Below are 26,979 nucleotides of genomic sequence, written 5' to 3' on the forward strand. Positions count from 1 at the left end.
TCCGCGGCGGTGCAACCGGCGCGGGGGGCCGCGGTCTATGCGGCGAGCGGGGGGGGCGCGGGGGGGCTGTGGGGGGTGTCTTGTCGATCAGGCCAGGCGTCGCGAGCCCGGCCTGATCGACAAGACACCCCCTAGGCGGCGGGGGACGGGCGGGCGCCGCGTCGTACCGGAAGCGCGCGACCCGGAAGCGTGGATGTCGTACCGGTGACGTAGCGTGCCCGTCATGACCACGCCGCCCGGGCCGAACCGGCCTCCCCACGAACCGTACGGCGGGCCCGTACCGCCCCCGCAGCAGCCCGGGCCGTTCGGGGCTCCGCAGGGCTTCCCCCCACAGGGTTCTCCTCAACAGGGCTTCCCTCCCCCGGGTGTTCCGCCCCAGGGCTTCCCTCCGCAAGGCGTTCCGCAGCACGGCTTCCCGCCGCACGGCGTCCCGCCCCAGTACCCCGGGCCGGGCGCCGGGGTCTGGGGGCAGCCGCCCATGGGGCCGCCGCCGAGGAAGAAGATGCCGGCCGGGGCGATCGTCGCCATCGTCCTGGGCTCCCTGGTCCTGGTCGGCGGTGTCGGTTACGCGGCGAAGGCCGGGCTCGACGCCGTCGGCGTCACCGGCCCCTTCCCCGAGGCGACCCATGAACTCGTCGTCCCGAAGACGCTCCTGGCCGGTGAGTACACCCTGGTCGCCGACCTCTCCGACACCCAGGGCAAGGAGATCGAGGACACCCCCGACATCACCGTGAAGGACGCCAAGGCGGCGGTCGGGCAGTACAGCGGCAAGGACGAGTCCGTCCTCGTCGTCTCCGGGATGCACGGACGCATCAAGAACGGCGAGTTCACCCGGGGGTCCATCCTCAAGGGCGCGGCCACGGAGAAGGGCTCCACGCTCGTCGTCCGCCCCACGGACTTCACCCCCGCAGGGTACGGCGTGACCGTCCGCTGCCAGGTCACCACGTCGAAGGACGCCCTCGGCACGACCACGATCCCCATGTGCGCCTGGGGCGACGACAACACCGCGGCCGCCGTGGCCCTGGTCGCCGCCGGCGCGGCCCCCACCGACCCGGAGGACATCGACCTGGCGGCGCTGGCCGAGACCACGGCCAAGATCCGCGCGGAGATCCGCAAGCCGATCGTCTGACACGTCCGCCGAGCGCCGGGGGCGGCTCCGCAGCCGTGGGCTCCGGAGCCGCGGGCCCGGCGCTACCGCCGCGCCTCCGCCTCAAGGCGCAGCGCCTCCGTCATCACCGCCTTCGCGAGCGGCGCCGCGCTGCCGCCCCCGCTGATGTCCGTACGGGCCGCCTCCGCGTCCTCGACGACCACCGCCACGGCGACGGCCGGCTGGGCCGAGTCCTCGGCCTGTGCCCAGGCGATGAACCAGGCGTACGGGGTCCCCGTGTTGCCGAAGCCGTGCTGGGCGGTGCCGGTCTTGCCGCCGACCCGGGCGCCGGGGATCGCCGCGTTCGTCCCCGTACCCTCCTCGACCGCCTTCACCATCAGCCGCTGGAGCTGCATCGCCGTCGAGGGGTTCATCGCCTGCCGGTAGCTGCGGCGGCCGGTGCGGTCGATCGTCGTGCCGCCCGAGGTCGTCAGTCGGTCGACGAGGTACGGGTGGGCGATCTCCCCGTTGTTGGCGACCGCCGCCGCCACCATGGCCATCTGGAGCGGGGTCGCCGTCGTGTCGAACTGCCCGATCGAGGAGAGGGCCAGCTGGTCCGGGCTCATCTCCCGGTCGAAGTTGGACTTCGCCACCCAGGACGGCACCCGCAGCGCCGTGTCGTTGAAGCCGAACCGCTCCACCGCGTCGACCATCCCGGTCAGGCCCACCTCCACGCCGAGGCCGGCCATCACCGTGTTGCAGGACCACTGGATGGCGTACGCGAGGGACGCGTCCGCGCAGCCCCGCGCCTCGTTCGGCAGCACCTGCCGGGTGCCGGGCAGCACGAAGGGGTCCGGGGTGTCCGTCGGCGCCTCCACGTCCCGTACGGCCCCGGCGTCCAGGGCCGCCGCGGCCGTCACGATCTTGAACGTGGAGCCCGGCGGATACGTCTGCCGCAGCGCCCGGTTCAGCATCGGCTGGTTCGGTGAGGTGTTCAGCCGCTTCCAGGCGTCCTTGACGCCCCGGCCCGTACCGGAGAGGAGGCCGGGGTCGTACGAGGGCGAGCTGACCAGCGCCAGGATGCGGCCGCTGTGCGGCTCCACCGCGACGACCGCGCCGCGCTTCCCGCCGAGCCCCCGGTAGGCGGCCTCCTGCATCGAGGAGCGGATCGTCGTCACGACGTCCCCGCCGGGCTGCCGGCCGCGCGTGAGGTCGTTCCAGAGCGGCAGCGGCGCCAGCATGGGTTCGGTCCCGGCGAGGACCGCGTCCTCCGCGTGCTCGACGAGGGTGGTGCCGTACGTCTGCGAGGAGTAGCCCGTCAGCGGTGCGTACAGCGGTCCCTGACGGTAGGTCCGCTCCCAGCGGAGCTGCTGCCGACTGTCCCGGGAGCCCGTCACGGGCTTGCCGTCGACGACGATCTCGCCGCGCGGCTGCGCGTACCGGGAGATCGCGATCCGCCGGTTGGCCGGGTTGTCGTCGAGCGACTCGGCCTCGAGGAGCATCACCCGGGCGGAGTTGACGAGGAGCGCCACGAGCAGCACGAGACAGAGCGCGGCGGCCCGCCGCGCGTACCGGATCACGAGGCCTCCCCGGTCCTGGCCGGACACCGGGCGTACCGGATCACGAGGCCTCCTTCCCGCGCCGGGGCGCGTACGGCCGGATCACGCGGCGCCCTCCTTGACGGGCGCGAGCGTGCCCGTGTCGGCGGAGTCCGGCTGCGGGGCGCGTGCCGAGTCGCTGACGCGGATGAGCAGCGCCACGATCACCCAGTTGGTGACCACCGACGAACCTCCCTGGGCGAGGAACGGCATCGCCATGCCGGTCAGCGGGATCAGCCCCATCACCCCGCCCGCGATCACGAAGACCTGGAGCGCCACGATCGACGCGAGCCCGATCGCCAGGAGCCGCCCGAAGGGGTCCCGCAGCGACAGGCCGGCGCGGTATCCCCGGGCGACGAGCAGCGCGTACAGGAGGAAGAGCGCGGTCAGGCCGACGAGTCCCAGCTCCTCGCCCGCCGTTGCCAGGATGAAGTCGGACTTGGTGGCGAAGCCGATGAGGACGGAATGGCCGAGGCCGAGCCCGGTGCCGAGCATCCCTCCGGCGGCGAAGGAGAACAGCGACTGGGCGAGCTGCCCCGGCCCGTCGCCCGCCCGGATCGAGGCGAACGGATCGAGCCAGTCCTGCACCCGGCTGTGCACATGGGGTTCGAGCGAGCCGACGAGGAAGGCCCCGGCGGAGGCGAGCACGAGGCCGACCGCGATCCAGCCGATCCGGCCGGTCGCCACGTACAGCATGATCACGAAGAGTCCGAAGAAGAGCAGGGACGTACCGAGGTCCCGTTCGAGGACCAGCACACCGACGCTCAGCAGCCAGATCGCCACGACGGGCCCGAGCACCCGCCCGGCGGGGAACTGGAACTTCCAGATCCGGCGGCCGGTGTACGCGAGCGCGTTGCGGTTGGCCGCGAGGTACGCGGCGAAGAAGACCGCGAGCAGGATCTTGGCGAACTCGCCCGGCTGGAAGGAGAGACCGCCGATCCGGATCCAGATCCTGGCGCCGTTCACGGCCGGGAAGAAGATCGGCAGGATCATCAGGGCGAGCGCGGCGGCCACCGACACGTACGCGTACCCCTGGAGCACGCGGTGGTCGCGGAGCAGCAGGACGACCACGATGAAGAGCGCGACCCCGAGCGTCGACCAGACCAGTTGCGTCGCGGCCGCCTGGTCGCGCGGTGTCTCCAGGTCGAGACGGTAGATGAGCACCAGGCCCAGGCCGTTGAGCAGGACCGCGATCGGCAGCAGCAGAGGATCGGCGTACGGGGCGCGGAACCGGACCGCGAGATGGGCGACGAGCGCGAGCAGACCGAGACCGGCGCCGTAGCGAGCGGCGTCCGGCGGCACCGCGCCGCTGCGGGCGAGGCCGACCTCGGCGTAGCCGCAGACGGAGATGAGGACGGCGCAGACGAGGAGGGAGAGTTCCACGCCGCGGCGCTTCGGGATGCGTACCCCGGGCGGGGGCGCGTCCGTTCGCGGTGCGGTCATGGCCGCAACGTAGCAAGCGGTATGCCCTATGTCCCTTTTGTGTGACGGTGTGCCGTGCGGTCAGTGGGTGTCGCACCGAGGGGACACCGACGGGAACGCCACCTGGAACGCCCCCTAGAACGCCCCCCGCTCCATCCGGGCCAGCGCGGCCCGGCACAAGGTCAGCAGCTTCTCGTCGAGGTGGACGTCATGACTGCCCGAGGAGCCCTCCCGGGCGTTGTGGCGGCGCCGCCGGGTCAGCTCGGTGAGGATCACCAGCTGCGCCTCCGACGCCGCGGGCCCCATCTCCGCCAGGCACTCGGCGACGTCCACGCGCGCGTGCCGGTTCTCCTCCCAGGCCGCGAGCAGCACGGGCAGGGCCGTCGCCGCGTCACCGGACACCCGCCACAGGGCGGCGGCGCTGCGGACCCGTACCCACAGGTCCCGGGAGGCGAGACCCGGCAGGAGCGCCGGGGCCGCCGCGGCGGCGGCCGGGCCGATCTCGCCGAGCGCCTGCGCGGCGGAGCAGCGGTCGGCGCCCGAGGCACCCGGCCGCAGCCACCGCTCCAGAGCCGGCAGGACCTCCTCCCGATCGCCCTCGGCCGCCCACAGGGCGCGCGCCGCCGTCGTGGCGACCGCGGCCGACTCGGCGCCCAGGAGCCGCCGGATGTCCGGTACGGCGGGCCGGGCCGCGGGACCGAAGGCCGCCAGGGTCCGCAGGGCGGCCTCCCGCACCCAGTCGCGCCGGTTCGCCGGCGCCCCCCGCAGGACGCGCAGGACCTCCGGTACGGCCTGACCGCCCCGGACGGCCGCGAGGGCGTACAACAGGGGCGCGGCCCGGTCGTAGAGCCGCTCGTCGAGCTCGACCTCGGCGAGCCGACGGCGCAGCGGCGGGGCGAGCATCGCCGCCGACGGCCCGAGCCCGTCCATGGCGTACAGCAGCTCCCGCCGCACCTCGCCCTCCTCCAGGGCGCGGGCGAGCAGCGGGACGGCCCGGGGGTCCCCGGCGCGGGCGAGCGCGAGGAGCGCGCCGTCCCGTCCGGACCTGCCGACGAGACCGCCGCCGCCCTGACCGGGCCCGTACAGGCCGCCGGCGAGGCGGGCGGCGAGCGCGTCGGCGGCGGGCGCGCCCAGCTCGAAGAGCCGCTCCAGGAACGAGGTGGCGGCCTCCCGGAGCCGGGGCTCGGGATCCTGGAGCTGCGCGCCGACGAGCCGGACGACCTCCTCGTACCGCCCGCGCCAGACCCGTATCAACCCGCCGCACAGCCAGATCGCGTCCGAACGCTGACCCCAGTCGGGGCTGCGCAGCTGCGCCAGGATCAGCGCGATGCGGTCGTCGACCCGGTCGTCGAGCGCCGTGTGCAGGGTCCGCAGCAGCTCCTCCGTCCAGGGGGCCGGGCGTCCCGCGGCGTGCTCCTCCAGGAGTTCGCGGACCTGCCCGATGAGCGTCGGCGGGGCGTGCCGGGAACCCTCGGCGCCGGGGGAGGCCGAGCCGTGCGCCCTGACCCTGATCTCCTCCAGGAGACCCGTCACCCACGGCACGATGTCCTCGGGGATGTCGCCGGGGGCGCAGCGCGCCCGCTGCGCGAGGGCAGCGAGACGGAGCCCGGGGTCGTGGGCGGCGCGGGCGAGCCAGCCGAGCCACTCGACGGTCTCGGCGCGCAGCGACGCGTGCCGCAGGGCGATCCGCCCGACGGCGGCGACGAGGGCGAGCCGTACCTCGGTGTCCCGCTCGACGGTGAGCCGCTCGCGCAGCAGGGTGAGGACGAGGGCGGGCTGGGGGTGGAGCGAGGCGAGCGCGCAGGGCGCGGCCAGGCGGACCTCGGGGTCCGGGTCGGAGACGAGCCCGAGGAAGACGTCGGCGCCCGCGGCGATGGCGGCGGCGGCCATCGCGTAGTTGGCGGCGGGGATGAACTCCTCGTCGTCGGGGTCGAGTTCGTCGAGCTCGTCGTCGTCGTCGAGTTCGATCCCGCCGATGCTGGTGAGCAGCTCGACGAGGGAGCCGCGGTCCTGGACGCCGGGGTCGGCGACGAGTTCGAGGAGGAAGGGGATGCAGGCGAGCGTGGAGTCGTAGACGTCGCCCTGGTGGTGCACGGCGCCGTACATGCCGTCGAGGGCGGTCTCGCGCTCCGCGGGATCGGCGGAGGCGAGTCCGCGGAGGAGCTCCGGCACGTCGTCCGCGGGGCCGTACGCGTGCCCCAGTGAGGCCCAGTCGACCTCCTCGATCCCCGTCAGCATGTACCAGGCCGCCTTCCCCGTGAGCGCTGTACCAGGCAGCAAGTGTGCACCACCTGGCGGACAGCAAGGCCTTACCGGCGCCAGCGGGCCCGCACGGACGGCGAGTTGCGACATCTTTGCGCCATGTACGGTATGGAGCAGGGTAGTTGCTCTGGGTATCGGCACGAGGCGACGCCGAATCGGAAGGGCGCGCCCCGCGTGAGGGGGCGGTTCAGCCCTCCGACCGCACCCGGACGAACGTCGCGTTCTCCTGTCGCTGCCGCACCGCGAGCTGCCGCAGCTCCACGGGGACCGGCGGGTCCACCCACCGCACCGGCCCGTGCTCCGGGTCCGTGGCGAGCGGCCCGGCGCGGTCGCGCACCAGCACCCCGACCTCGCGCGACTGCGCCGGGGTCAGCCGGGGCGAGGTGGTCACCGTACGGCCGTCGTGCAGCCGTACGACCAGGGCGCGGGGCCGGTCCGCCGGGCCGATGACACCGAGCAGCAGGCCGTCGCTGGTCTCCGCGTGCCGGATCTTCCGCCAGGCCCACGTGGGCCCCGCCCGGTACGTCGAGCCCAGCGTCTTGGCGACGATCCCCTCGACGCCGGCCTCCCGCAGGTCCCGGAACCAGTCGCGCGCCGTCTCCTCGTCGAGGGTGGCGAGGACGCGCTGCAGCGGCGGCTCGGCCTCCCGCAGGGCCGTGCCGAGCAGCTCCCACCGCTCGCGGAGCGGCAGAGCCCGTACGTCCCGCCCGGGGACGGCGAGGAGGTCGAAGGCGATGTACGAGACGGGCACTCCGGCACGTGCCCGGTCCGCGGGGGAACGCAGCAGGTCGGTGAAGCTCAGGCGCCCCTCCCGGTAGGCGCACAGCTCGCCGTCGAGGACGATCCCGGGCGGCAGCTGTTCCCGCAGGTGCGCGGCGGTCTCGGGGAACTCGGGAGCGAGATCCCGGCGGGAGCGGGACTGGAGGACGACCTTTCCGCCGTCGAGGACGAAGGCGAGCGCGCGGAAGCCGTCCAGCTTGAGCGAGTACTGGAGCTGCCGTGGCGGATCGGCCTGTACGGGGATCTCGTCGGCGGACCGTGGCCGCATGACGTCGACGGGCGGGACGAGCACCACGGCCGTGGGGCCGCTCACGGCAGCTCCCCCGCCCGCTCCGGCGCGAAAAGGGGCGCCATGAGGTCCCCGTACCGCTCCAGACGTGGCGCGATGTCGTCCATGAGGAGGACGAGGGCCTGCGGGCCCGCGGCCGTCCCGGCGCACTCCTCGACCTCCTCCCAGGTGACGGGCGCGGAGACGGCGGGCCGGGCGCGGGCCCGCAGGGTGTAGGGGGTGGCGGTGGTCTTGGCGGCGGCGTTCTGGCTGTGGTCGACGAAGACCTTCCCGGGCCGCAGGGCCTTGGCCATCCGGTGCACGACCAGCTTCGGCAGCGCCGCCTCCGCCTCGACGGCGAGCTGTCTCGCGTACGCCGAGACCTGTGCGGAGGGGGTCGGCGCCACCGGGACGAGGAGGTGCAGCCCCTTGGAGCCGGAGGTCTTGGCGAAGGCCTCGAGCCCGTCCGCGGCGAGCCGCTCCCGCAGGTGGAGGGCGACCCGGCAGCACTCGACGACCGTCGCGGGCGGCCCGGGGTCGAGGTCGAACACGAGCCGGTCGGCGACGGCGGGGGAGGAGGCCCGCCACTGCGGCGTATGGAACTCCACGACCAGGTTCGAGGCCCACATCAGTGAGGCCAGGTCCTCGATCACCACCTGCCGGGCCCCGGGGGCGTCGGAGCGGGGCACGGGGGTGGTCCTCACCCAGGAGGGTGTGCCGGGCGGGGGATTCTTCGTGAAGAAGAGCTGCCCTTCCGGACCGTCCGGATAGCGCAGGAAGGACACCGGGCGGTCGCGCAGATGCGGCAGGATCGCGGCCCCGACGGTCGCGTAGTAGTGGAGCAGCTCGCCCTTCGTCGTGCCGGTGACCGGGTGGAGCACCTTGTCCAGGTTGCTGAGCGCCAGGCGCCGCCCCTCCACCTCTGTGATCGGCGTCATACGATGAGAATCCCCACGAATCATCGCTTTTAGGCTCGAAAGGGAAGAAACGTGCGATCCATCTGGAACGGCGCCATATCTTTCGGGCTTGTCAGCATCCCGATCAAGCTGGTGAACGCCACGGAGAGCCGGTCGGTCTCCTTCCGCCAGATCCACACCGAGGACGGCGGCCGCGTCCGCTACAAGAAGGTGTGCGAGCTCGACGGCGAGGAGCTCTCCACGGCGGAGATCGGCAAGGCGTACGAGGACGCCGACGGGACCATGATCCCGATCACCGACGAGGACCTGGCCTCCCTGCCGCTCCCCACGGCGAAGACGATCGAGATCGTCTCCTTCGTGCCGGCCGGCGACATCGACCCGCTCCAGATGGACGCCGCGTACTACCTCTCGGCGAACGGCGTGCCGGCGGCCAAGCCGTACACGCTGCTCCGCGAGGCGCTCAAGCGCAGCGACAAGGTGGCCGTGGCCAAGTTCGCCCTGCGGGGACGGGAGCGGCTCGGCATGCTGCGGGTCGTGGACGACGTGATCGCCATGCACGGCCTGCTCTGGCCGGACGAGATCCGCGCCCCGGAGGGCGTGGCCCCGGAGAGCCCGGTGACCGTGCGGGAGGCGGAACTCGACCTGGCGGACGCCCTGATGGCCACGCTCGGTGAGGTCGACATCAGCACCCTGCACGACGACTACCGCACCGCGGTCGAGGAGATGATCTCGGCGAAGGCGGAGGGCGGCGAGGGCGTCGCGGCCCCGCCCACGGAGGAGGCGCCGGGCGGCCGGGTCATCGACCTGATGGCGGCCCTGGAGAGCAGTGTCCGGGCGGCGAAGGAGGCCAGGGGCGAGGACGCGGACGCCGTGGTGACCGAGCTCAAGCCGCGCGGGACGCCGAAGGAGACGGGCGGCAAGAAGTCCACGTCCCGGGCGCCCGCGAAGAAGACCGCGGCCCCGGCCCGCAAGTCGACGTCGACGGCCGGTGGTACGGCGAAGGAGACGCCGGCGAGGAAGAGCACGGCGAAGGCGAAGGAGCCGGCGAAGAAGTCGGCGGCCAAGAAGGCCACGGCGAAGAAGACGGCGACGAAGAGCACGGCGAAGAAGGCCGCTCCGCGCAAGCGCACGGCCTGAGGCCCCGGTTGGGCGGCCGCCGCGGCGCGACGCGTCGGCGGTAGTCGTCGAGGCGGCGCCCCGCGTCCATGTGTCGATCCGGTCGCGGGTGCCGAGCGACAGGCTCCGGTGCTTCTTCGGCTTCTCGGGGGAACGGTCGCCGTCGAGCCCCTCGTCGAGCTTCCAGATCAGTGCGATGGGCTCCGGGAAGTGCCCGGGGCCCATCGGGCCTGCCTTCATGGCCCGGCCGAACCGGTCGAGCTCGCCGCCCGCGCCCTGCCCGACTACGGGCAAGGAGACCGACTCTCCCCGCCCAACACCCCGCATACCGAACACAGTTCTCTGTCCTTCGGACAACAGCTGGTCAAATCCTTGTTGCAGACCTGTCAAAAAGGCTTCTTCGCTGGCACGCTTCCAGCCGCACCACCCCCCACCCCCCACCCTTCACCCCCACGCTTGTCAGCGAAGGAGCCCGCGTGACCCGCCAGCAGTCCTCGCACCGCCGCACCACCACCGCCCGCGCCGCCGCCCTGATCGCATCGGCCGCCATGGTCGTCGTCGGAGTCCAGACCGGATCCGCCAGCGCCGATGTCCAGCGCGAGGCCGGGGCCACCGCGCTCGTCCTCACCGGCCCCGAGCGCGCCACCGCCGTGCGGGAGGCGCAGGCCGGAGCCGCCGCCACCGCCAGGGCCATCGGCCTCTCCGGCCAGGAGCAGCTCGTCGTCCGGGACGTCGTCAAGGACGCCGACGGCACCGTCCACACGCGCTTCGAGCGCACCTACGAGGGCCTCCCCGTCCTCGGCGGCGACCTCGTCGTCCACCAGAAGAAGAACGGCTCGCGCGCCACCACCAAGGCGACCGAGGCCCGCATATCCGTGGCGAGCACGGCGGCGAAGGTCACCGCCGCGACCGCCGGGAAGTCCGCCGCGGCGTCCTCCGACGCCCGCTCCGCCGCCCCCTCCTCGTCCCGCAAGGTGGTCTGGGCTGCCACCGGCAAGCCGGCCCTCGCCTGGGAGACGACCGTCACCGGCGTCCAGGCCGACGGCACCCCGAGCGAGTTCCACGTCATCACCGACGCCACCACCGGCAAGGAGCTGTACTCCTACGAGGCGATCGAGACGGGCACCGGCCACACCCAGTACAGCGGCACGGTCACCCTCGGCTCCGCGCCCTCGTACACCCTCACGGACACCGCGCGCGGCGGCCACAAGACGTACGACCTGAACGGCGGCACCAGCGGCACCGGCACGCTCTTCACCAACAGCACCGACACCTGGGGCAACGGTCTCGCCACCAACCGGGAGACCGCCGCGGCCGACGCCCACTACGGCGCCGCCGTCACCTGGGACTTCTACAAGAACGAGCTCGGCCGCAACGGCATCCGCGGCGACGGCGTCGCGGCCTACTCGCGCGTCCACTACGGCAACGCGTACGTGAACGCCTTCTGGTCCGACTCCTGCTTCTGCATGACGTACGGCGACGGCGCGAACAACGCCAGGCCGCTCACCTCGATCGACGTGGCCGGCCACGAGATGACCCACGGCCTCACCGCCTCCACGGCCAACCTGCGCTACAGCAAGGAGTCGGGCGGCCTGAACGAGGCCACGTCCGACATCCTCGGCACCTCGGTCGAGTTCTACGCGGCCAACGCCTCGGACGCCGGCGACTACCTCATCGGCGAGAAGATCGACATCCGCGGCAACGGCACCCCGCTCCGCTACATGGACAAGCCGAGCCGCGACGGCAGCTCCGCCGACTACTGGTCCAGCAGCCTCGGCCGCCTCGACGTCCACCATTCCTCGGGCCCGGCGAACCACTTCTTCTACCTGCTCTCCGAGGGCAGCGGCGCGAAGACGCTCAACGGCGTCTCGTACGACTCCCCGACCTACGACGGCTCCACCGTCACGGGCATCGGCCGCGCCGCGGCCTACAAGATCTGGTTCAAGGCGCTCTCCACGTACATGACCTCCACCACCACCTACGCCGGCGCCCGCACGGCGACCCTCTCCGCGGCCACCGACCTCTACGGCGCGGGCAGCGCCGAGTACACGGCGGTCGCCAAGGCCTGGGCGGCGATCAACGTCAAGTGACCCCAGGGGTCGCCCGGCCGGGACAACCCGCCGGGCGACCCACGGTCTCCTCGAGGAGCCGGCGTCCGCCCCCGCGCGGACGCCGGCTCCTCCGCATCTGTCCCTTCCTCCAACCGCCCTCTCATCCGCCATGGAGAGTCCCACGAACTAGTTGCAGATGCGCGAGATCGCGGCCTAACGTGTCGCACATGCAGTCCTACACCATCGGCCAGGCCGCACGTCTCCTGGGCGTCAGCCCCGACACCGCGCGGCGCTGGGCCGACGCCGGCCGCGTCGCGACCCATCGCGACGAGAGCGGCCGGCGCGTGATCGACGGCGAGGCGCTGGCCGCCTTCTCCGTGGAGATCGCACAGAGCGACGACGACGAGGTGTCGTACACCTCGGCGCGCAACTCGTTCCCGGGCATCGTCACGGCGATCAAGCTCGGCGACGTCGCGGCCCAGGTCACCATCCAGGCAGGGCCGCACCGCCTGGTCTCCCTCCTCACCCGTGAGGCAGTGGAGGAACTGGGACTGGAAGTCGGTATGCAGGCCACCGCCCGCGTGAAATCGACCAGCGTGCACATCGACCGCACCTGATCACCCCTCACGCAGTACCGAGAACATCTCGGGCCGTCGGGCGCGACCGGCCTTCTCCCGTACGTTCCCTCCGCCCCCAGGAGTCCGCCCCATGGCCCTCACACCGACCACCGTCACCCGACACCGTGCCGCCGCCGCCCTCGCCGCGGCGCTGCTCCTGCCGCTCGCGGCCTGTTCGAGCGGCGCCACCACGAAGGACACCGGCGGATCCACGGCCTCCGGGCCCGGGGCGAAGCTGACGGTCCTCGCGGCCGCCTCCCTCACGGACGTCTTCAAGACCGCCGGCGCCGCGTACGAGAAGTCCCACCCGGGCACGGAGCTCACCTTCTCGTTCGCCGGCTCCCAGGAACTCGTCGCCCAGGTGTCCCAGGGCTCGCCCGCCGACGTCCTGGTGACCGCCGACACCACGAGCATGGACAAGGTGAGGGCCGACACCGGCACTCCGGCGGTCATCGCGAAGAACCGCCTGGTCATCGCCACCGGCGAAGGAAACCCCTTCAAGGTCGACGAGCTGAAGGACCTCGCGGACCCCAGGCTCAAGGTCGCCCTCGCCGCCCCCGAGGTGCCGGCCGGGAAGTACAGCCGGCGGATCCTCGACGCCCAGGGGATCACCGTGAACCCGGTGTCCCAGGAGCCGAACGTGCGCGGCGTGCTCAGCAAGATCGAGCTGGGAGAGGCCGACGCCGGGCTCGTCTACAGGACCGACGCCGAGAGCGCCGGTGACAAGGTCGACGCGGTCGGGATCCCCGACGCGCAGAACGCCGTCGCCGCCTACCCGGCCGCCACACTGAAGGACTCGGAGAACGCCGAGGCCGCCGCCGCGTTCGTCGGCTGGCTCTCCTCACCCGAGGCCCAGGAGATCCTCCAGGACGCCGGCTTCCAGAAGCCGTGACCGACAGGATCACCCGGACCGCGAGGTGCTGTCCGTACCGGGGGGCCGGACAGCACCTCGCCTCCCCTCTCCTCACGTCGTCGGGAACACGATGAAACAAGCAGGCATCCCCACCGACGGAGGGCGCACCGGCCGAGGCATCCGCCCATTCGGAGGCCGCAACGGCCGCGGCGTCCGCACCTCCGGAAGGCGCACCGGCCGCGCCCGGCCGCCGCTCGCCCTCGTGCTGCCCGCGCTGCTCGCCGTGGCCTTCCTCGCGCTCCCCCTCGTCGGCATCCTGGCGCGGACCGAATGGGGCGAGCTCACCGGCCACCTGACGTCCCCCGGGACCGTCGAGGCGCTGCGCCTTTCGCTCGTGGTGTCGTTCTGGGCGCTCGGCCTGTCCCTGCTGCTCGGCGTACCGCTGGCCTGGCTGCTCGCCAGGGTCCCCTTCCCCGGCAAGGCGTTCGTCCGCTCCCTCGTCCTGCTGCCGATGGTGCTGCCGCCGACGGTCGGCGGCGTCGCGCTGCTGCTCGCCTTCGGCCGGCGCGGAGTGCTCGGGCCCTGGCTGGAGAGCACCTTCGGGATCACGCTGCCGTTCCACACCTCCGGCGCCGTGCTCGCCGCCACCTTCGTCTCCATGCCGTTCCTCGTCGTCAGCCTGGAGGGCGCGCTCGGTGGACTGCGGCCGCGGTACGAGGAGACGGCGGCCTCCCTCGGCGCCTCGCCGGTACGGGTGTTCCTCACCGTCACGCTGCCGATGGTGGCGCCCGGCGTCGTGGCGGGCGCGGCCCTCACCTGGGCGCGGGCCCTCGGCGAGTTCGGCGCCACCATCACCTTCGCCGGCAACCTCCCCGGCACCACCCAGACCCTGCCGCTCCAGGTCTACCTCCTGCTCCAGGAGGAACCCGAGGCCGCCACCTCGGTCTCCCTGCTGCTCCTCGCCATCGCGATGGCCGTACTCATCGCCCTGCGGGGACGGTGGACGGGAGCCCCGACGCACACGAAGCGGCGCATGGCCCCGGAGGCGGCCCCGGAGCCACCCCCCACCGACGCCGCTGCCGACGCGACCCCGAAGGCCCCCGGCCGGTGGGCGCCGGGCGCCGACGTGGGCCGGGAACCGATCCCCACCGACGGGATCCGGCAGCCCCCCGGCTTCCCAGGCCGCTGGGCGTTGCACGCCGACGTCACCGGCTTCACCCACCTCACCCTGGACGCGGAAGCCGGCACCACCATCGCCGTCGTCGGCCCCAACGGCGCCGGGAAGACCACCCTGCTCCGCGCCCTCCTCGGCCTCACCCCCCGCGCCCACGCCGACCTCCGGCTCGGCGGCGAGGACGTCACCGCGCTGCCCCCGCACCGCCGCCGCGTCGCCTGGGTGCCGCAGGACGGCGCCCTCTTCCCGCATCTGTCGGCCCTCGCCAACACCGCGTACGGGCTGCGCGCGCAAGGTGTCGCGCGGGCCGAGGCCCGCCGCGAGGCCCAGGCATGGCTCGACCGCCTCGGCGTCGGCCACCTCGCCCACCGCCGTCCCGCCCAGCTCTCCGGCGGTCAGGCCCAGCGCGTCGCCCTGGCACGCGCCCTCGCCGCCCGGCCCCGGCTCCTCGTCCTCGACGAACCGCTGGCCGCCCTCGACCAGACCACCCGGGCCCGTGTACGGCACACCCTGCGCAGCCACCTCTCCGGCTTCGGCGGTGTCTGCCTCATCGTCACGCACGACCCCGTCGAGGCGGTCTCGCTCGCCGACCGCGTCCTCGTCCTTGAGGACGGCCGCGCCCTCCAGGACGACACCCCGACGGAGGTCACCCGCCACCCCCGCTCGCCGTGGGTGGCCCGGATGCTCGGCCGTAACGCCTGGCCCGGCACCGCCACCCCCGACGGCCTCGCCCTCGACGGCGGCGGCACCCTGGTCTCGGCCGAATCCCTTCCGGCCGGCACCCCGGCACTGGCGATCGTGGCCCCGGAGGCGGTCTCCGTCCACCGCGAGAAGCCCGCGGGCAGCCCCCGTAACGTCTGGCCCGGCACCGTACGCGAGATCACCGCGAGCGGCAGCCGGATGCGGATCCTCGTCACCTCCGCCGAGGCCCCCGACCTCGTCGCGGAGATCACCCCGCAGGCCGCGGCCGAACTCGGCCTCGCCGAGGGGACGTCGATCTGGACCAGCGTGAAGGCGACCGAGACGACGATCGTGGCCCTCTGACGCCGGGCGCTCCCGGCGTCAGACCGTCTGCGGCCCCATGAGCCGGACGAGGAGGTCGTCAAGACTCACCAGACCGGTCAGCGCCCCCTGGTCGTCGCGTACGACGGCGAGGGAGGACCGGCGCCGCCGCAGCTGTTCGACGGCCTCGGAGACCGTCGTACGGGTGGACAGTTCGGGTACGGGGCGCGCGAGGTCGCGGGCGGTGAGGACCCGGCCGCGGGTGCGCGCGACCAGGGCGTCCCGGGCGTGGACCGAACCGAGGACGAGGTCGCCGTCGCGGACCAGGAGACGCGAGCGGTCGGCCGCGGAGGCCCGGGCCAGGAGCGTGTCGAGGTCGGCGTCGGCCGGGACGGTGACGATGTCCGCGGCGGGGGTCTGCAGGCGCGCCACGGGCGTCTGGGGCTCGGTCAGGGAGCGGGTGATCAGCTGCGAGTCGGTCTTGTTGATCAGGCCGAGGCGCTCGGACTCCGCCACGAGGTGGGTGAGCTGCTCGCGGTTGTGGACGGCGGCCAGCTCGTCGCGGGGCTGGACGCGGCACATCCGTACGAGCGCGTTGCTGACCTTGTCGAGGATCCAGAGCAACGGGCGCACGGTCTTGACCACGGCACGGAAGGCGGGGGTGAGCAGCATCGCGGAGCGCTCGGGGTGGGCGATGGCCCAGGACTTGGGCGCCATCTCGCCGACGACCATGTGGAGGAAGACCACGATGATCATCGCGACGGCGAAGGAGATGCCGTAACTGAGCGCCAGCCGCCGCCGTCCGGGGCGGCCAGGGTGACGACGGTGTCGCTCTCGTCGGTGATGTCACCGACCAGAACCGACTCCGGCGAGGGCCACGACGACCGCGGCCTCAAGAACCGGCCCACGGAGGACGTCCGGAGGGTGCCGATCCCTCCCCAGCTCGTGAGCATGTTCCGGGAGCACATCGAGCCCTTCGGCGCCGCGGACGACGGGTGCCTGTTCTTCAGCGAGAACGGGGGAGTGGTGTCCTTCTCCACCTACTACCGCGCTCGGCAGGAAGCCCGGGAGCTCGCGCTCCCGCTGGCCGTCGCCGCTCGCCCGGCGGCCGTACGACCTCCGGCACTCCGCGCTCTCCACGTGGCTCAACGCGGGCGTGGACGCCACCGAGGTCGCCGAACGCGCTGGCAACAGCGTGGAGGTGCTGCTGACTCGGTACGCGAAGTGTCTCGACGGCCGCCAGGAGGTGGCGAACCGGCGCATCGAGGAGCTGCTGCGCGAGTACGAATGAGCGTCGTCTGACACCCCTGATCCCATGGCCCCTGGACCTGTCCGGGGGCCTTTGGCGTTCAGCTGCGATCCCGCACGGACAATGTCTAGAACGGGGGAGTCCACCCCGCCGGCCAGTTCGTCGCGTGTCCGGGCGGGGGCCATACGTCCGAGCCGTTGTACACGTGCCACTGACGGCCCAGCCACTCGCACTCCGGTATGGAGCCTTCCCAGTCGTCGGTGCAACGGTCGGCCCATTCGCGGCCCACCAGCACCGGCCGGGTCATCACCCCGTTCGCGGTGTCCTGGACACGCAGGACCATGCCGACATCGTTGATCCCTGGGTTGCCCCGCGGCCCGTACGACACCCTGCGAGCAGGCGAGGAATAGAGGTCCAGGACTGTCTCTTCGAGTACAGCCGGCACGCGGCCGGTCAGTTCCAGTCCCTCCAGGGTCACGCACGGACCGTGGGCGGCGTCAGCTGCCACGCAGAAGAGCTGATCAACGCGGTCGAAGTACGTGTAGACAGCGGGCACCGCTGGGTGGAACCCGAGTTGGAGGCCGTAGACGTCCGGGAAGAAGGGTTCAGCTGAGAAACGCTTCAGATCAAAGGCTTCCGGGAGCGCAGCCCTGACCCCGTCCGGGGACATGCCGAAGTGCAGTGGGCCGACACTCTCCAGTGGATCCAGCACCCACACCACCCGGCCTGGCTCCGTCGAGGTCTCCTCGGCTTCCGAAACCATCCGCTGTTCCTTCTCGTTCGTCGTCCCGAGACCCGAACCTGACCTGCGTTGATGCCTCACGGTCGAGGCCGCGAATAGGCCGCGACCCCTGTCGTACGGTCGCTCAGCGCGGCACACGCTTGCACATACAACAAGACCCCGCACTCAGCGTTTCCGCTGATCACGGGGTCTGTGTGGCACTTCCTACGAAGTGCCCCCGGCAGGATTCGAACCTGCGCACACGGCTCCGGAGGCCGTTGCTCTATCCCCTGAGCTACGGGGGCGCTGCCGCGTTCGGCGGCGACGGGTAGAACCCTACCAGCTCTCCAGGAGTGGCTGTGAACAGGTATTTCCAGGGTGTCACCGGGGGTCGGGTCCCCCGCACGGGTCAGAAGTGGGTAAAACCCGGACGCAGCCGTTCGGGGCGGCCTACTCTCGTTCGTGTGTCAGGCGTGTCCGGGCGGGTGCTCGTTGTCGATGACAACAAGGTGATCCGCCAGCTGATCAGGGTCAATCTCGAACTCGAGGGGTTCGAGGTCGTGACCGCGGCCGATGGTGCCGAGTGTCTGGATGTCGTGCATCGGGTTCGTCCTGATGTCGTCACCCTGGACGTCGTCATGCCCCGGCTGGACGGGATCAGGACGGCCGAGCGGCTACGGGCCGACCCGCGCACCAGTGATCTGCCGGTCGCGATCATCAGCGCCTGCGGTGAGCACGAGGTCGCCGGCGGGGTCGCGCCCCGGGTCGACGCGTTCCTCGCCAAGCCCTTCGAGCCGACCGAGCTCGTCCGCGTGGTCCGTCAGCTGATGCACCGCGAGCGGCGGGAGCGGCCGGAAGCGGCCGGGCCCGACGGGGGAGAGGAGCCGGCCGCGGCCGAGGACCGGCAGGAGCAGGAGACCCGACGCGCCGGAAGCACGCCAGGCGTGCACTGACCGGTCGCGATGCAGGGAGTCCCGGCCCCCCGGTGCGGTCGTGGAGTCGGGGTGTCATGAGCTCCCCGCCCGTCCCCGGCGCGGTCGTGGAGTCGGGGTGCCATGACTTCCCCGCCCGTCCCCGGTGCGGTCGCCGGTCCGGGACGTTCGACCCTCCCCACCCACCCCCGGTGCGGTCGCCGGCCCAGGGGCGGCATGCCCCTCCCCGCCCGCCCCGGTGCCCGCATGCCGAAACCGGTTCGCTTTTCGACCCCCCTCCTCCCCTAGGCTTGACCCGTGACCCCCGCGGACCTCTCCCTCACCGTGCTGCACGCCGTGCGCCGTGCGGTCGACGACGGTGCGCTGCGGGTCGACGTACCGTCGGCGGTGAAGGTCGAGCGGGCCCGTCCCGGCGGTAGCGGGGAGTACGCCAGCAACATCGCCCTCACCCTCGCCCGGTCCGCGGGGCGGAGCGCCCTCGACGTCGCGTGGATCCTGGAGGAGCGGCTCCGTGACGCTCCCGGGCTCCGGGGCGTCGAGATCACCGGACCCGGGTTCCTGAACTTCAGCCTCCGGCGGGACGCCGGCGGCGAGCTCGTGTCCGCGGTCCTCGCCGCCGGATCCGCGTACGGGAGCGGCACCGCCCTCGCCGGGACCACCGTCCGCTTCGCCGACCCCGCGGAGCCGCGGGCCGCCCTCGTCACCGAGACCGTCGTCCGGCTCCTCCGGACGCAGGGGGCCGACGCCGGGCGCGGGGGCGCCGAGCGGATCCACGTACGGCCCGGGGCGTACGACCCCGAAGCCCTCGGCGTCGACGCCGCCCGCTGGGCCCTCCTGCGGCCCGCGCCCCAGGACCGGCCCCTCGACGGGCCGCCGCTCCTCGTCCAGCACGAGCGCAACTCCCTCTTCCGCGTCCGGTACGCGCACGCAAGGGTGCGGCGGCTGCTCGTCAACGGCGCGCAGCTCGGGATCGCACCCCGGTACGAGACCCCCGTCGAAGCCCCCGCACTTCTCGGCGCCCTCGGCGACCACCCCGTCGCCCTCCTCGCCGCCGCCCGCCACCGCGCCCCCGACCGGGTCGCCCGGCATCTGGAAGCCACCGCCGACGCGCTGCTCGCGTTCCAGCACACCGTTCTGCCGCTCGGCGACGAGAAACCCTCGGCCGCCCACCGTTCCCGGCTCGCGCTCGCCGAAGCCGCCGGGACGGTGCTCGCCGGTGGCCTCTCCGTGCTCGGCATCAGCGCACCCGACCGGATCTGAGAGAGCAGAAGAACAGACATGAGCCGTTCCGCCCACCCCGCAGGGCCCCGCCACGCCGACGTCCTTCCCGAGGGCCACTACACCGCGCCGCCCGCCGACCTCAACGTCCTCGACCCGAAGGTGTGGTCCCGGACCGTCGCAAGGGACGAGCGGGGCGCCGCCACCGTCGGGGGCCTGAGCGTGACCGACCTCGCCGAGGAGTTCGGCACCCCCGCCTACTTCCTCGACGAGAGCGACTTCCGCGCCCGCTGCCGCGCCTGGGCCGAGGCCTTCGGCACGGACGCCGACGTGTTCTACGCGGGCAAGGCCTTCCTCTCCCGCGCCATCGTGCGCTGGCTCAAGGAGGAGGGACTGAACCTCGACGTCTGCTCCGGCGGCGAGCTCACCACCGCTCTCTCCGCCGGCATGCCCGCCGAGCGCATCGCCTTCCACGGCAACAACAAGAGCGAGGAGGAGATCCGCACGGCCGTCGAGGCCGGCGTCGGGCGGATCGTCCTCGACTCCTTCCAGGAGATCGTCCGCGTCGCCCACATCGCCCAGTCCCTCGGCCGGCGCCAGCGCGTGCAGATCCGGGTGACCGTCGGCGTCGAGGCGCACACGCACGAGTTCATCGCCACCGCGCACGAGGACCAGAAGTTCGGCATCGCCCTGGCCGGCGGCCAGGCCGCGGAGGCCGTGCGCCGGGCCCTCCGGCTCGACGGGCTCGAACTCATCGGGATCCACTCGCACATCGGGTCCCAGATCTTCGACATGGCCGGCTTCGAGGTGTCCGCCCGCCGCGTCGTCCAGCTGCTCGCCGAGGTGCGTGACGAGCACGGCGTCGAACTGCCCGAGATCGACCTCGGCGGCGGCCTCGGCATCGCGTACACCTCCGAGGACGACCCGCGCGAGCCGCACGAGATCGCGAAGGCGCTCGGCGAGATCGTGACGCGGGAGTGCGAGGCCGCGGGCCTGCGCACGCCCCGGATCTCCGTCGAGCCCGGCCGGGCGATCGTCGGGCCGACCGCGTTCACGCTCTACCGGGTCGGCACGGTCAAGCCGCTCGAAGGACTGCGGACGTACGTGAGCGTCGACGGCGGCATGTCGGACAACATCCGCACCGCGCTCTACGACGCCGAGTACAGCGTGAGCCTCGTCTCGCGGACCAGCGACGCCGCGCCGATGCTCTCCCGGGTCGTCGGCAAGCACTGCGAGAGCGGTGACATCGTCGTACGGGACGCCTTCCTGCCCTCGGACCTGGCGCCCGGAGACCTCATCGCCGTGCCGGCCACCGGCGCGTACTGCCGCTCCATGGCCAGCAACTACAACCACGCGCTCCGGCCGCCCGTCGTCGCCGTCAGGGACGGCGAGGCGCGGGTGATCGTCCGCCGGGAGACGGAGGAAGATCTCCTGCGTCTCGACGTCGGATGATGACATAGTCGAGTGATGAAATAGATGTCTCAGGATCCGGACAACGGGCGGAAACGCCCGTCCGGTGAGTGAGACTGGTTCCACCGCAGAGAACCGTAGAGATACGAACGTAGAGATACGAAGCAGGACGGAAAGAGGTCGGATGATGCGTACGCGTCCGCTGAAGGTGGCGCTGCTGGGCTGTGGAGTGGTCGGCTCAGAGGTGGCGCGCATCATGACGACGCACGCCGACGACCTCGCCGCGCGCATCGGCGCCCCGGTCGAGCTCGCCGGCGTGGCGGTCCGCCGCCCGGACAAGGTCCGCGAGGGCATCCCCGCGGAGCTGATCACCACGGACGCCACCGCCCTGGTCAAACGGGGCGACATCGACGTCGTCGTCGAGGTCATCGGCGGGGTCGAGCCGGCCCGCACCCTCATCACCACCGCCTTCGCGCACGGCGCCTCCGTCGTCTCCGCGAACAAGGCGCTGCTCGCCCAGGACGGCGCGAGCCTCTACGCCGCCGCCGACGAGCACGGCCAGGACCTCTACTACGAGGCCGCCGTCGCGGGTGCCATCCCGCTCATCCGGCCGCTGCGCGAGTCCCTCGCCGGCGACAAGATCAACCGCGTGATGGGCATCGTCAACGGCACCACGAACTTCATCCTCGACAAGATGGACACGTCGGGTGCCGGGTACTCCGAGGCGCTCGACGAGGCCACCGCCCTCGGGTACGCCGAGGCCGACCCGACCGCCGACGTCGAGGGCTTCGACGCCGCCGCCAAGGCCGCCATCCTCTCCGGGATCGCCTTCCACACGCGGGTGCGCCTCGACGACGTGTACCGCGAGGGCATGACCGAGGTCACCGCCGCCGACTTCGCCTCCGCGCGGCAGATGGGCTGCACCATCAAGCTGCTCGCCATCTGCGAGCGGGCGGCCGACGGCGGATCGGTCACCGCGCGCGTGCACCCCGCGATGATCCCGCTCAGCCACCCGCTCGCCTCCGTCCGCGAGGCGTACAACGCGGTCTTCGTCGAGGCGGAGGCCGCCGGCCAGCTCATGTTCTACGGCCCCGGCGCCGGCGGCTCTCCGACCGCGTCCGCCGTCCTCGGCGACCTCGTCGCCGTGTGCCGCAACAAGCTCAACGAGGCCAACGGCCCCGGCGAGTCCGCGTACACCCAGCTGCCCGTGAGCTCCATGGGCGAGGTCGTGACGCGGTACCACATCAGCCTCGACGTGGCCGACAAGCCGGGCGTCCTCGCCCAGGTCGCGACGGTCTTCGCCGAGCACGGGGTGTCGATCGACACCGTCCGCCAGCAGGGCAAGGACGGCGAGGCCTCCCTCGTCGTCGTCACCCACCGCGCGCCCGACGCCGCCCTCTCCGGGACCGTCGAGGCACTGCGCGAGCTCGACACCGTGCGCGGTGTCGCCAGCATCATGCGTGTTGAAGGGGAGTAAGGACCCATGACCAGCAAGGGCACCCACCAGTGGCGCGGCATCATCGAGGAGTACCGGGACCGTCTTCCGGTCACGGACACGACGCCGGTCGTCACGCTCCGTGAGGGTGGTACGCCGCTCGTTCCCGCTCAGGTCCTCTCCGAGCGCACGGGCTGCGAGGTGCACCTCAAGGTCGAGGGCGCCAACCCGACCGGCTCCTTCAAGGACCGGGGCATGACCATGGCCATCACCCGGGCCAAGGAGGAGGGCGCGCAGGCCGTCATCTGCGCCTCCACCGGCAACACCTCCGCCTCCGCCGCGGCCTACGCGGTACGCGCCGGGATGGTCTGCGCCGTCCTCGTGCCGCAGGGCAAGATCGCGCTCGGCAAGATGGGCCAGGCCCTCGTGCACGGCGCGAAGATCCTCCAGGTCGACGGCAACTTCGACGACTGTCTGACGCTGGCCCGTAGCCTCTCCGAGAACTACCCGGTGGCGCTGGTCAATTCGGTCAACCCGGTCCGCATCGAGGGCCAGAAGACCGCCGCGTTCGAGATCGTGGACATGCTCGGCGACGCGCCCGACATCCACGTCCTGCCCGTCGGCAACGCCGGCAACATCACGGCGTACTGGAAGGGGTACTCCGAGTACGCCGCCGACGCCGTCTCCACGCACCGGCCGCGCATGTGGGGCTTCCAGGCCTCCGGTTCGGCCCCGCTCGTGCGCGGCGAGGTCGTCAAGGACCCCTCGACGATCGCCACCGCGATCCGCATCGGCAACCCGGCCTCGTGGGACTACGCGATCGCCGCGCGCGACGAGTCGGGCGGCTTCATCGACGAGGTGACGGACCGTGAGATCCTGCGCGCCTACCGCCTGTTGGCCGCGCAGGAGGGCGTCTTCGTGGAGCCCGCATCGGCCGCTTCCGTCGCCGGTCTGCTGAAGGCCGCCGAGCAGGGCAAGGTCGACCCGGGCCAGCGGATCGTCTGCACGGTCACCGGCAACGGGCTGAAGGACCCCGACTGGGCCGTCGCCGGCGCGCCGCAGCCGGTCACCGTCCCGGTCGACGCGGCGGCCGCCGCCGAGCGCCTCGGCCTGGCCTGATCCCACCCCCCTGCCCGGGGAAACGCACTGATCGAAACCCGATCAGGAACGTACATAGGCGCACAGGTTGGCTCGCGACACGCATCGTGCGCCTCCTGTGCGCCCTATGTCGCGGCAGAACCTTCCTTCGATAGGCTGTACCGAACCCGCCCCGACGCATATGCGCGGTGTCGTTGCCGTTGTCGCCCCCGTGGCCGAAACGGCCCCCGGGTTCCCGTGTACTTCTCTTGAACTACCCGTTGTCGCAATCAAGGAGAGTCATCGAGCGATGGCCGGTCCAGCGTTCCGCGCCGCCGCCGTACGGGTGCGCGTCCCCGCCACCAGCGCCAATCTCGGTCCGGGCTTCGACGCCTTCGGCCTGTCGCTGGGCCTCTACGACGACGTCGTCGTCCGTGTCGCCGACTCCGGGCTGCACGTCGACATCGCCGGCGAGGGTGCCGAGACGCTCCCGCGCGACGAGAGCCACCTGCTCGTACGCTCCCTGCGCACGGCCTTCGACCTGCTCGGCGGACAGCCGCGCGGCCTCGAGGTCGTCTGCGCCAACCGCATCCCGCACGGCCGCGGCCTCGGCTCCTCCTCCGCCGCCATCTGCGCCGGCATCGTCGCCGCCCGCGCCGTGACCATAGGCGGGGACGCCCGGCTCGACGAGGCCGCCCTCCTGGAGCTGGCCACCGAGATCGAGGGGCACCCCGACAACGTCGCCGCCTGTCTGCTCGGCGGATTCACGCTCGCCTGGACCGAGTCCGGTGCCGCGCGGGCGATCAGGATGGATCCCTCGGATTCCATCGTTCCGGTGGTTTTCGTCCCCGGAAAGCCGGTACTCACCGAGACCGCCCGCGGCCTCCTCCCGCGCACCGTCCCGCACGTGGACGCCGCCGCCAACGCCGGGCGCGCCGCCCTCCTCGTCGAGGCCCTGACCCGCCGCCCCGAGCTGCTGCTCGCGGCCACCGAGGACCGGCTGCACCAGGAGTACCGGGCTCCCGCGATGCCGGAGAGCATCGCCCTGGTGAACCGGCTGCGGGCGGACGGCGTCCCCGCGGTCATCTCCGGCGCGGGCCCCACGGTCCTCGCGCTGGCCGAACACGGGACGGCCGACAAGGTCGCCCGACTGGCGGGCGAGGGCTGGGCCGCCAACCGGCTCGACCTCGACGCGTCCGGAGCGAGCGTCCTTCCGCTGGCGCCCTAGGCGCACGGCGGCCGGACGCCGGGCAGCGTCCGGACAGGAGATTGCCGGTGTGAGAGAGGGGGAATGTTTGTTGGAGCCGGTAGTGTTAACCTCAAGTCAGCACCCGGCGCCTTTGTGGCGCGGTGCTGAGTGTCCCCATCAGGGACCACCGATTCTTCCGGGAGCCTCCCCAACTGCCTGAGCAGCCTGCCTGTGCAGTTTCGAGCACGCTCCGGAACCGGCACGACACCCCTCGCTCTTCCGCAGTGAGGGCCGAGCAGGGGGCGCTCGGGCCGGACCCACAGCACGTTTCTCTCTCCGCCGTACCCGGCGGGACCACCGCCCCGGACACGGTCCACCCACACGGGACCGCTGCCGGACAGCACAACCGGTCGCCGAGCCAGATGGCCGACGTCCGCTCCAGGGAAGGACCCTTCGTGAGCGACACCACCGATCTGATGGGCGTGACTGCCGACAGCAGTGTCGACGCCGCCGCGCCCGCCGCCACCGGCGGCACCGCACGGCGCCGCCGCTCCGGCACCGGCCTCGACGGCATGGTCCTGGCCGAGCTGCAGCAGGTCGCGTCCGGCCTCGGCATCAGGGGCACCGCGCGGATGCGCAAGAGCCAGCTGATCGAGGTCATCAAGGAGGCGCAGGCCGGTGGAGGCTCCGCCGCCCCCGCCAAGGCCGCCGACGCCGTCGAGACCAAGCCGAAGCGCCGCGCCACCGCCAAGACCCGTACGGGTGAGACCGCCGCCGAGGCCGCGGAGCCCAAGGCGGAGAAGGCCGAGAAGGCCGTCGCCCAGCAGCAGATCGACATCCCGGGCCAGCCCGCGTCGGACGACCAGCCGGCCGGTGAGCGCCGTCGTCGCCGGGCCACCGCCCCCGCCGGTTCGCCGGAGGGCGAGGCCAAGGCCGAGGCCGCCCAGGTCGTCAAGACCGAGACCCGCACCGAGACCCGTACCGAGGCCAAGGCCGACACGGGGACCGACACCAAGGCCGAGGCCGCCGTCGACGGCGCCGAGGGCCGTGGCCGCCGTGACCGCGGCGAGCGGGGCGACCGCGGGGAGCGCGGCGAGCGCCGTGACCGCCGCGACCGTCAGCGCGACCGCGGCAAGGGCGACGAGCAGCAGGGCGGTGGCCAGGGTGGCCAGCGCCAGCGCCAGGGCGGCCAGGGTCAGGGCCAGCAGGTCCAGGGCCAGGGTCCCCAGGGCGGCCAGCAGGCCGGTCCGCAGGACGACTACGACGACGGTGAGGGCGGCCGTCGCGGGCGTCGCGGCCGGTACCGCGACCGTCGTGGCCGTCGTGGCCGTGACGACTTCCAGGCCGGTGAGCCGCAGGTCGCCGACGACGACGTCCTGATCCCCGTCGCGGGCATCCTGGACATCCTCGACAACTACGCGTTCATCCGGACCTCCGGCTACCTGCCCGGTCCGAACGACGTGTACGTCTCCCTCGCCCAGGTCCGCAAGAACGGTCTGCGCAAGGGTGACCACGTCACCGGCGCCGTGCGGCAGCCGAAGGAGGGCGAGCGCCGCGAGAAGTTCAACGCGCTGGTCCGCCTGGACTCCGCGAACGGCATGGCCGCCGACTCCGGCCGCGGCCGCCCCGAGTTCAACAAGCTCACCCCGCTGTACCCGCAGGACCGGCTCCGCCTGGAGACCGACCCGGGCGTGCTGACCACGCGGATCATCGACCTCGTGTCGCCGATCGGCAAGGGCCAGCGCGGTCTGATCGTGGCCCCGCCGAAGACCGGCAAGACCATGATCATGCAGGCGATCGCCAACGCGATCACCACGAACAACCCCGAGTGCCACCTGATGGTCGTCCTGGTCGACGAGCGTCCGGAAGAGGTCACCGACATGCAGCGGTCGGTCAAGGGCGAGGTCATCTCCTCGACCTTCGACCGTCCGGCCGAGGACCACACCACCGTCGCCGAGCTGGCCATCGAGCGCGCCAAGCGTCTCGTGGAGCTGGGTCACGACGTGGTCGTCCTGCTCGACTCGATCACCCGCCTGGGCCGCGCGTACAACCTCGCGGCGCCGGCCTCCGGCCGCATCCTGTCCGGTGGTGTCGACTCGACCGCGCTCTACCCGCCGAAGCGCTTCTTCGGTGCCGCGCGCAACATCGAGGACGGCGGCTCGCTGACCATCCTCGCGACCGCGCTCGTCGACACCGGTTCGCGCATGGACGAGGTGATCTTCGAGGAGTTCAAGGGCACCGGCAACATGGAGCTCAAGCTCGACCGGAAGCTCGCCGACAAGCGCATCTTCCCGGCGGTGGACGTCGACGCGTCCGGTACCCGTAAGGAAGAGATCCTGCTCGGCGCCGACGAGCTCGCCGTCACCTGGAAGCTGCGTCGCGTGCTGCACGCGCTCGACCAGCAGCAGGCGATCGAGCTCCTGCTGGACAAGATGAAGCAGACGAAGTCGAACGGCGAGTTCCTGCTCCAGATCCAGAAGACGACGCCTGGCGGCAAGAACGACGACTGACGCGAGACCCGCGTCACACGACGAGAACCGGGCCCCGTGCCCGTAACCCCGCCGTGACCTGCGTGAACCACTGCGCCCACCGTGTCCGCAC

General features: G+C 72.5%; 19 protein-coding genes, 1 tRNA gene and 2 pseudogenes. 14 read left to right on the forward strand and 8 right to left on the reverse strand.

Annotated elements, in window-relative coordinates:
* The first annotated feature begins 502 nt into the window (after positions 1-502).
* Positions 503-1,129, forward strand: a complete 627-nt coding sequence (locus ACZ4VK_RS32205; protein ID WP_468359925.1) for a hypothetical protein — start codon at positions 503-505, stop codon at positions 1,127-1,129.
* Positions 1,130-1,191: 62 nt separating this feature from the next.
* Here ACZ4VK_RS32205 and ACZ4VK_RS32210 read toward each other — a convergent pair whose 3' ends face one another.
* The 5 genes from ACZ4VK_RS32210 to ligD form a co-directional block, all read right to left on the reverse strand.
* Entirely contained in the window at positions 1,192-2,667 is a 1,476-nt protein-coding gene (locus tag ACZ4VK_RS32210; RefSeq protein WP_468359928.1) for a penicillin-binding transpeptidase domain-containing protein, read from the reverse strand.
* A gap of 81 nt (positions 2,668-2,748) precedes the next feature.
* Positions 2,749-4,128: an FtsW/RodA/SpoVE family cell cycle protein gene (locus tag ACZ4VK_RS32215; protein ID WP_468359931.1), complete on the reverse strand. Its 1,380-nt coding sequence runs from the start codon at positions 4,126-4,128 to the stop codon at positions 2,749-2,751.
* Positions 4,129-4,242: 114 nt separating this feature from the next.
* Positions 4,243-6,345, reverse strand: coding sequence for a PBS lyase (locus ACZ4VK_RS32220; protein ID WP_468360207.1), 2,103 nt, complete (start codon positions 6,343-6,345; stop codon positions 4,243-4,245).
* A 211-nt stretch (positions 6,346-6,556) separates the two neighbouring features.
* Entirely contained in the window at positions 6,557-7,462 is a 906-nt protein-coding gene (locus tag ACZ4VK_RS32225; RefSeq protein ID WP_468359934.1) for an ATP-dependent DNA ligase, read from the reverse strand.
* Entirely contained in the window at positions 7,459-8,355 is an 897-nt protein-coding gene (gene ligD, locus ACZ4VK_RS32230) for a non-homologous end-joining DNA ligase (RefSeq protein WP_468359937.1), read from the reverse strand. Before ligD ends, ACZ4VK_RS32225 begins: the two co-directional genes overlap by 4 nt.
* A 51-nt stretch (positions 8,356-8,406) precedes the next feature.
* Between ligD and ku the strand changes: the two genes are divergently transcribed.
* From ku to ACZ4VK_RS32255, 5 genes are all read left to right on the forward strand, one after another.
* Positions 8,407-9,471: a non-homologous end joining protein Ku gene (ku, locus tag ACZ4VK_RS32235; RefSeq protein WP_468359940.1), complete on the forward strand. Its 1,065-nt coding sequence runs from the start codon at positions 8,407-8,409 to the stop codon at positions 9,469-9,471.
* A gap of 455 nt (positions 9,472-9,926) precedes the next feature.
* Positions 9,927-11,540: a M4 family metallopeptidase gene (locus tag ACZ4VK_RS32240; RefSeq protein ID WP_468359947.1), complete on the forward strand. Its 1,614-nt coding sequence runs from the start codon at positions 9,927-9,929 to the stop codon at positions 11,538-11,540.
* Between the two features lie 188 nt (positions 11,541-11,728).
* Positions 11,729-12,118: a TOBE domain-containing protein gene (locus tag ACZ4VK_RS32245; protein WP_468359950.1), complete on the forward strand. Its 390-nt coding sequence runs from the start codon at positions 11,729-11,731 to the stop codon at positions 12,116-12,118.
* Positions 12,119-12,209: 91 nt separating this feature from the next.
* Complete coding sequence (gene modA, locus ACZ4VK_RS32250) at positions 12,210-13,010, forward strand: molybdate ABC transporter substrate-binding protein (protein WP_468359953.1); 801 nt, start codon at positions 12,210-12,212, stop codon at positions 13,008-13,010.
* 91 nt (positions 13,011-13,101) lie between these two features.
* Positions 13,102-15,189, forward strand: coding sequence for an ABC transporter permease (locus ACZ4VK_RS32255; RefSeq protein ID WP_468359956.1), 2,088 nt, complete (start codon positions 13,102-13,104; stop codon positions 15,187-15,189).
* An 18-nt stretch (positions 15,190-15,207) separates the two neighbouring features.
* Here ACZ4VK_RS32255 and ACZ4VK_RS32260 read toward each other — a convergent pair.
* A pseudogene (locus ACZ4VK_RS32260) lies at positions 15,208-15,936 on the reverse strand (CNNM domain-containing protein); the annotation flags it as partial.
* A 69-nt stretch (positions 15,937-16,005) separates the two neighbouring features.
* Between ACZ4VK_RS32260 and ACZ4VK_RS32265 the strand changes: the two are divergent.
* Positions 16,006-16,438: pseudogene (locus ACZ4VK_RS32265) on the forward strand (tyrosine-type recombinase/integrase); the annotation flags it as partial.
* A gap of 85 nt (positions 16,439-16,523) precedes the next feature.
* On the opposite strand, the gene ACZ4VK_RS32270 reads toward ACZ4VK_RS32265, so the two are convergent.
* Complete coding sequence (locus tag ACZ4VK_RS32270; RefSeq protein WP_468359959.1) at positions 16,524-17,159, reverse strand: hypothetical protein; 636 nt, start codon at positions 17,157-17,159, stop codon at positions 16,524-16,526.
* Positions 17,160-17,350: 191 nt separating this feature from the next.
* Positions 17,351-17,422, reverse strand: a tRNA-Arg gene (locus ACZ4VK_RS32275).
* A gap of 159 nt (positions 17,423-17,581) precedes the next feature.
* On the opposite strand from ACZ4VK_RS32275, the gene ACZ4VK_RS32280 reads away from it, so the two are divergent.
* From ACZ4VK_RS32280 to rho, 7 genes are all read left to right on the forward strand, one after another.
* Positions 17,582-18,070, forward strand: coding sequence for a response regulator (locus ACZ4VK_RS32280; RefSeq protein ID WP_468359962.1), 489 nt, complete (start codon positions 17,582-17,584; stop codon positions 18,068-18,070).
* A 276-nt stretch (positions 18,071-18,346) separates the two neighbouring features.
* Positions 18,347-19,309: an ArgS-related anticodon-binding protein NrtL gene (nrtL, locus tag ACZ4VK_RS32285; RefSeq protein WP_468359964.1), complete on the forward strand. Its 963-nt coding sequence runs from the start codon at positions 18,347-18,349 to the stop codon at positions 19,307-19,309.
* A gap of 18 nt (positions 19,310-19,327) precedes the next feature.
* On the forward strand, positions 19,328-20,719 hold the full coding sequence (lysA, locus tag ACZ4VK_RS32290; protein WP_468359967.1) for a diaminopimelate decarboxylase: 1,392 nt from the start codon (positions 19,328-19,330) through the stop codon (positions 20,717-20,719).
* A gap of 145 nt (positions 20,720-20,864) precedes the next feature.
* Positions 20,865-22,154 carry a homoserine dehydrogenase gene (locus ACZ4VK_RS32295; protein WP_468360210.1) on the forward strand — a complete coding sequence of 430 codons (1,290 nt, stop codon included), beginning with the start codon at positions 20,865-20,867 and terminating at the stop codon, positions 22,152-22,154.
* A 6-nt stretch (positions 22,155-22,160) separates the two neighbouring features.
* Positions 22,161-23,231, forward strand: coding sequence for a threonine synthase (gene thrC / locus ACZ4VK_RS32300; RefSeq protein ID WP_468359970.1), 1,071 nt, complete (start codon positions 22,161-22,163; stop codon positions 23,229-23,231).
* Positions 23,232-23,499: 268 nt separating this feature from the next.
* Complete coding sequence (gene thrB / locus ACZ4VK_RS32305; RefSeq protein ID WP_015036193.1) at positions 23,500-24,417, forward strand: homoserine kinase; 918 nt, start codon at positions 23,500-23,502, stop codon at positions 24,415-24,417.
* 416 nt (positions 24,418-24,833) lie between these two features.
* Positions 24,834-26,888, forward strand: a complete 2,055-nt coding sequence (gene rho, locus ACZ4VK_RS32310; RefSeq protein ID WP_468359972.1) for a transcription termination factor Rho — start codon at positions 24,834-24,836, stop codon at positions 26,886-26,888.
* Positions 26,889-26,979 lie beyond the last annotated feature (91 nt).

The organism is Streptomyces sp. NPDC028711, from assembly GCF_055565415.1.

Coding starts and splice junctions, on each gene's coding strand:
- ACZ4VK_RS32255 (WP_468359956.1), top strand. CDS start 13,102: ATGAAACAAGCAGGCATCCCCACCGACGGAGGGCGCACCGGCCGAGGC.
- ACZ4VK_RS32245 (WP_468359950.1), top strand. CDS start 11,729: ATGCAGTCCTACACCATCGGCCAGGCCGCACGTCTCCTGGGCGTCAGC.
- thrC (WP_468359970.1), top strand. CDS start 22,161: ATGACCAGCAAGGGCACCCACCAGTGGCGCGGCATCATCGAGGAGTAC.
- ACZ4VK_RS32295 (WP_468360210.1), top strand. CDS start 20,865: ATGCGTACGCGTCCGCTGAAGGTGGCGCTGCTGGGCTGTGGAGTGGTC.
- ligD (WP_468359937.1), bottom strand. CDS start 8,355: ATGACGCCGATCACAGAGGTGGAGGGGCGGCGCCTGGCGCTCAGCAAC.
- ACZ4VK_RS32220 (WP_468360207.1), bottom strand. CDS start 6,345: ATGCTGACGGGGATCGAGGAGGTCGACTGGGCCTCACTGGGGCACGCG.
- modA (WP_468359953.1), top strand. CDS start 12,210: ATGGCCCTCACACCGACCACCGTCACCCGACACCGTGCCGCCGCCGCC.
- ACZ4VK_RS32215 (WP_468359931.1), bottom strand. CDS start 4,128: ATGACCGCACCGCGAACGGACGCGCCCCCGCCCGGGGTACGCATCCCG.
- lysA (WP_468359967.1), top strand. CDS start 19,328: ATGAGCCGTTCCGCCCACCCCGCAGGGCCCCGCCACGCCGACGTCCTT.
- thrB (WP_015036193.1), top strand. CDS start 23,500: ATGGCCGGTCCAGCGTTCCGCGCCGCCGCCGTACGGGTGCGCGTCCCC.
- ACZ4VK_RS32205 (WP_468359925.1), top strand. CDS start 503: ATGCCGGCCGGGGCGATCGTCGCCATCGTCCTGGGCTCCCTGGTCCTG.
- ACZ4VK_RS32270 (WP_468359959.1), bottom strand. CDS start 17,159: ATGGTTTCGGAAGCCGAGGAGACCTCGACGGAGCCAGGCCGGGTGGTG.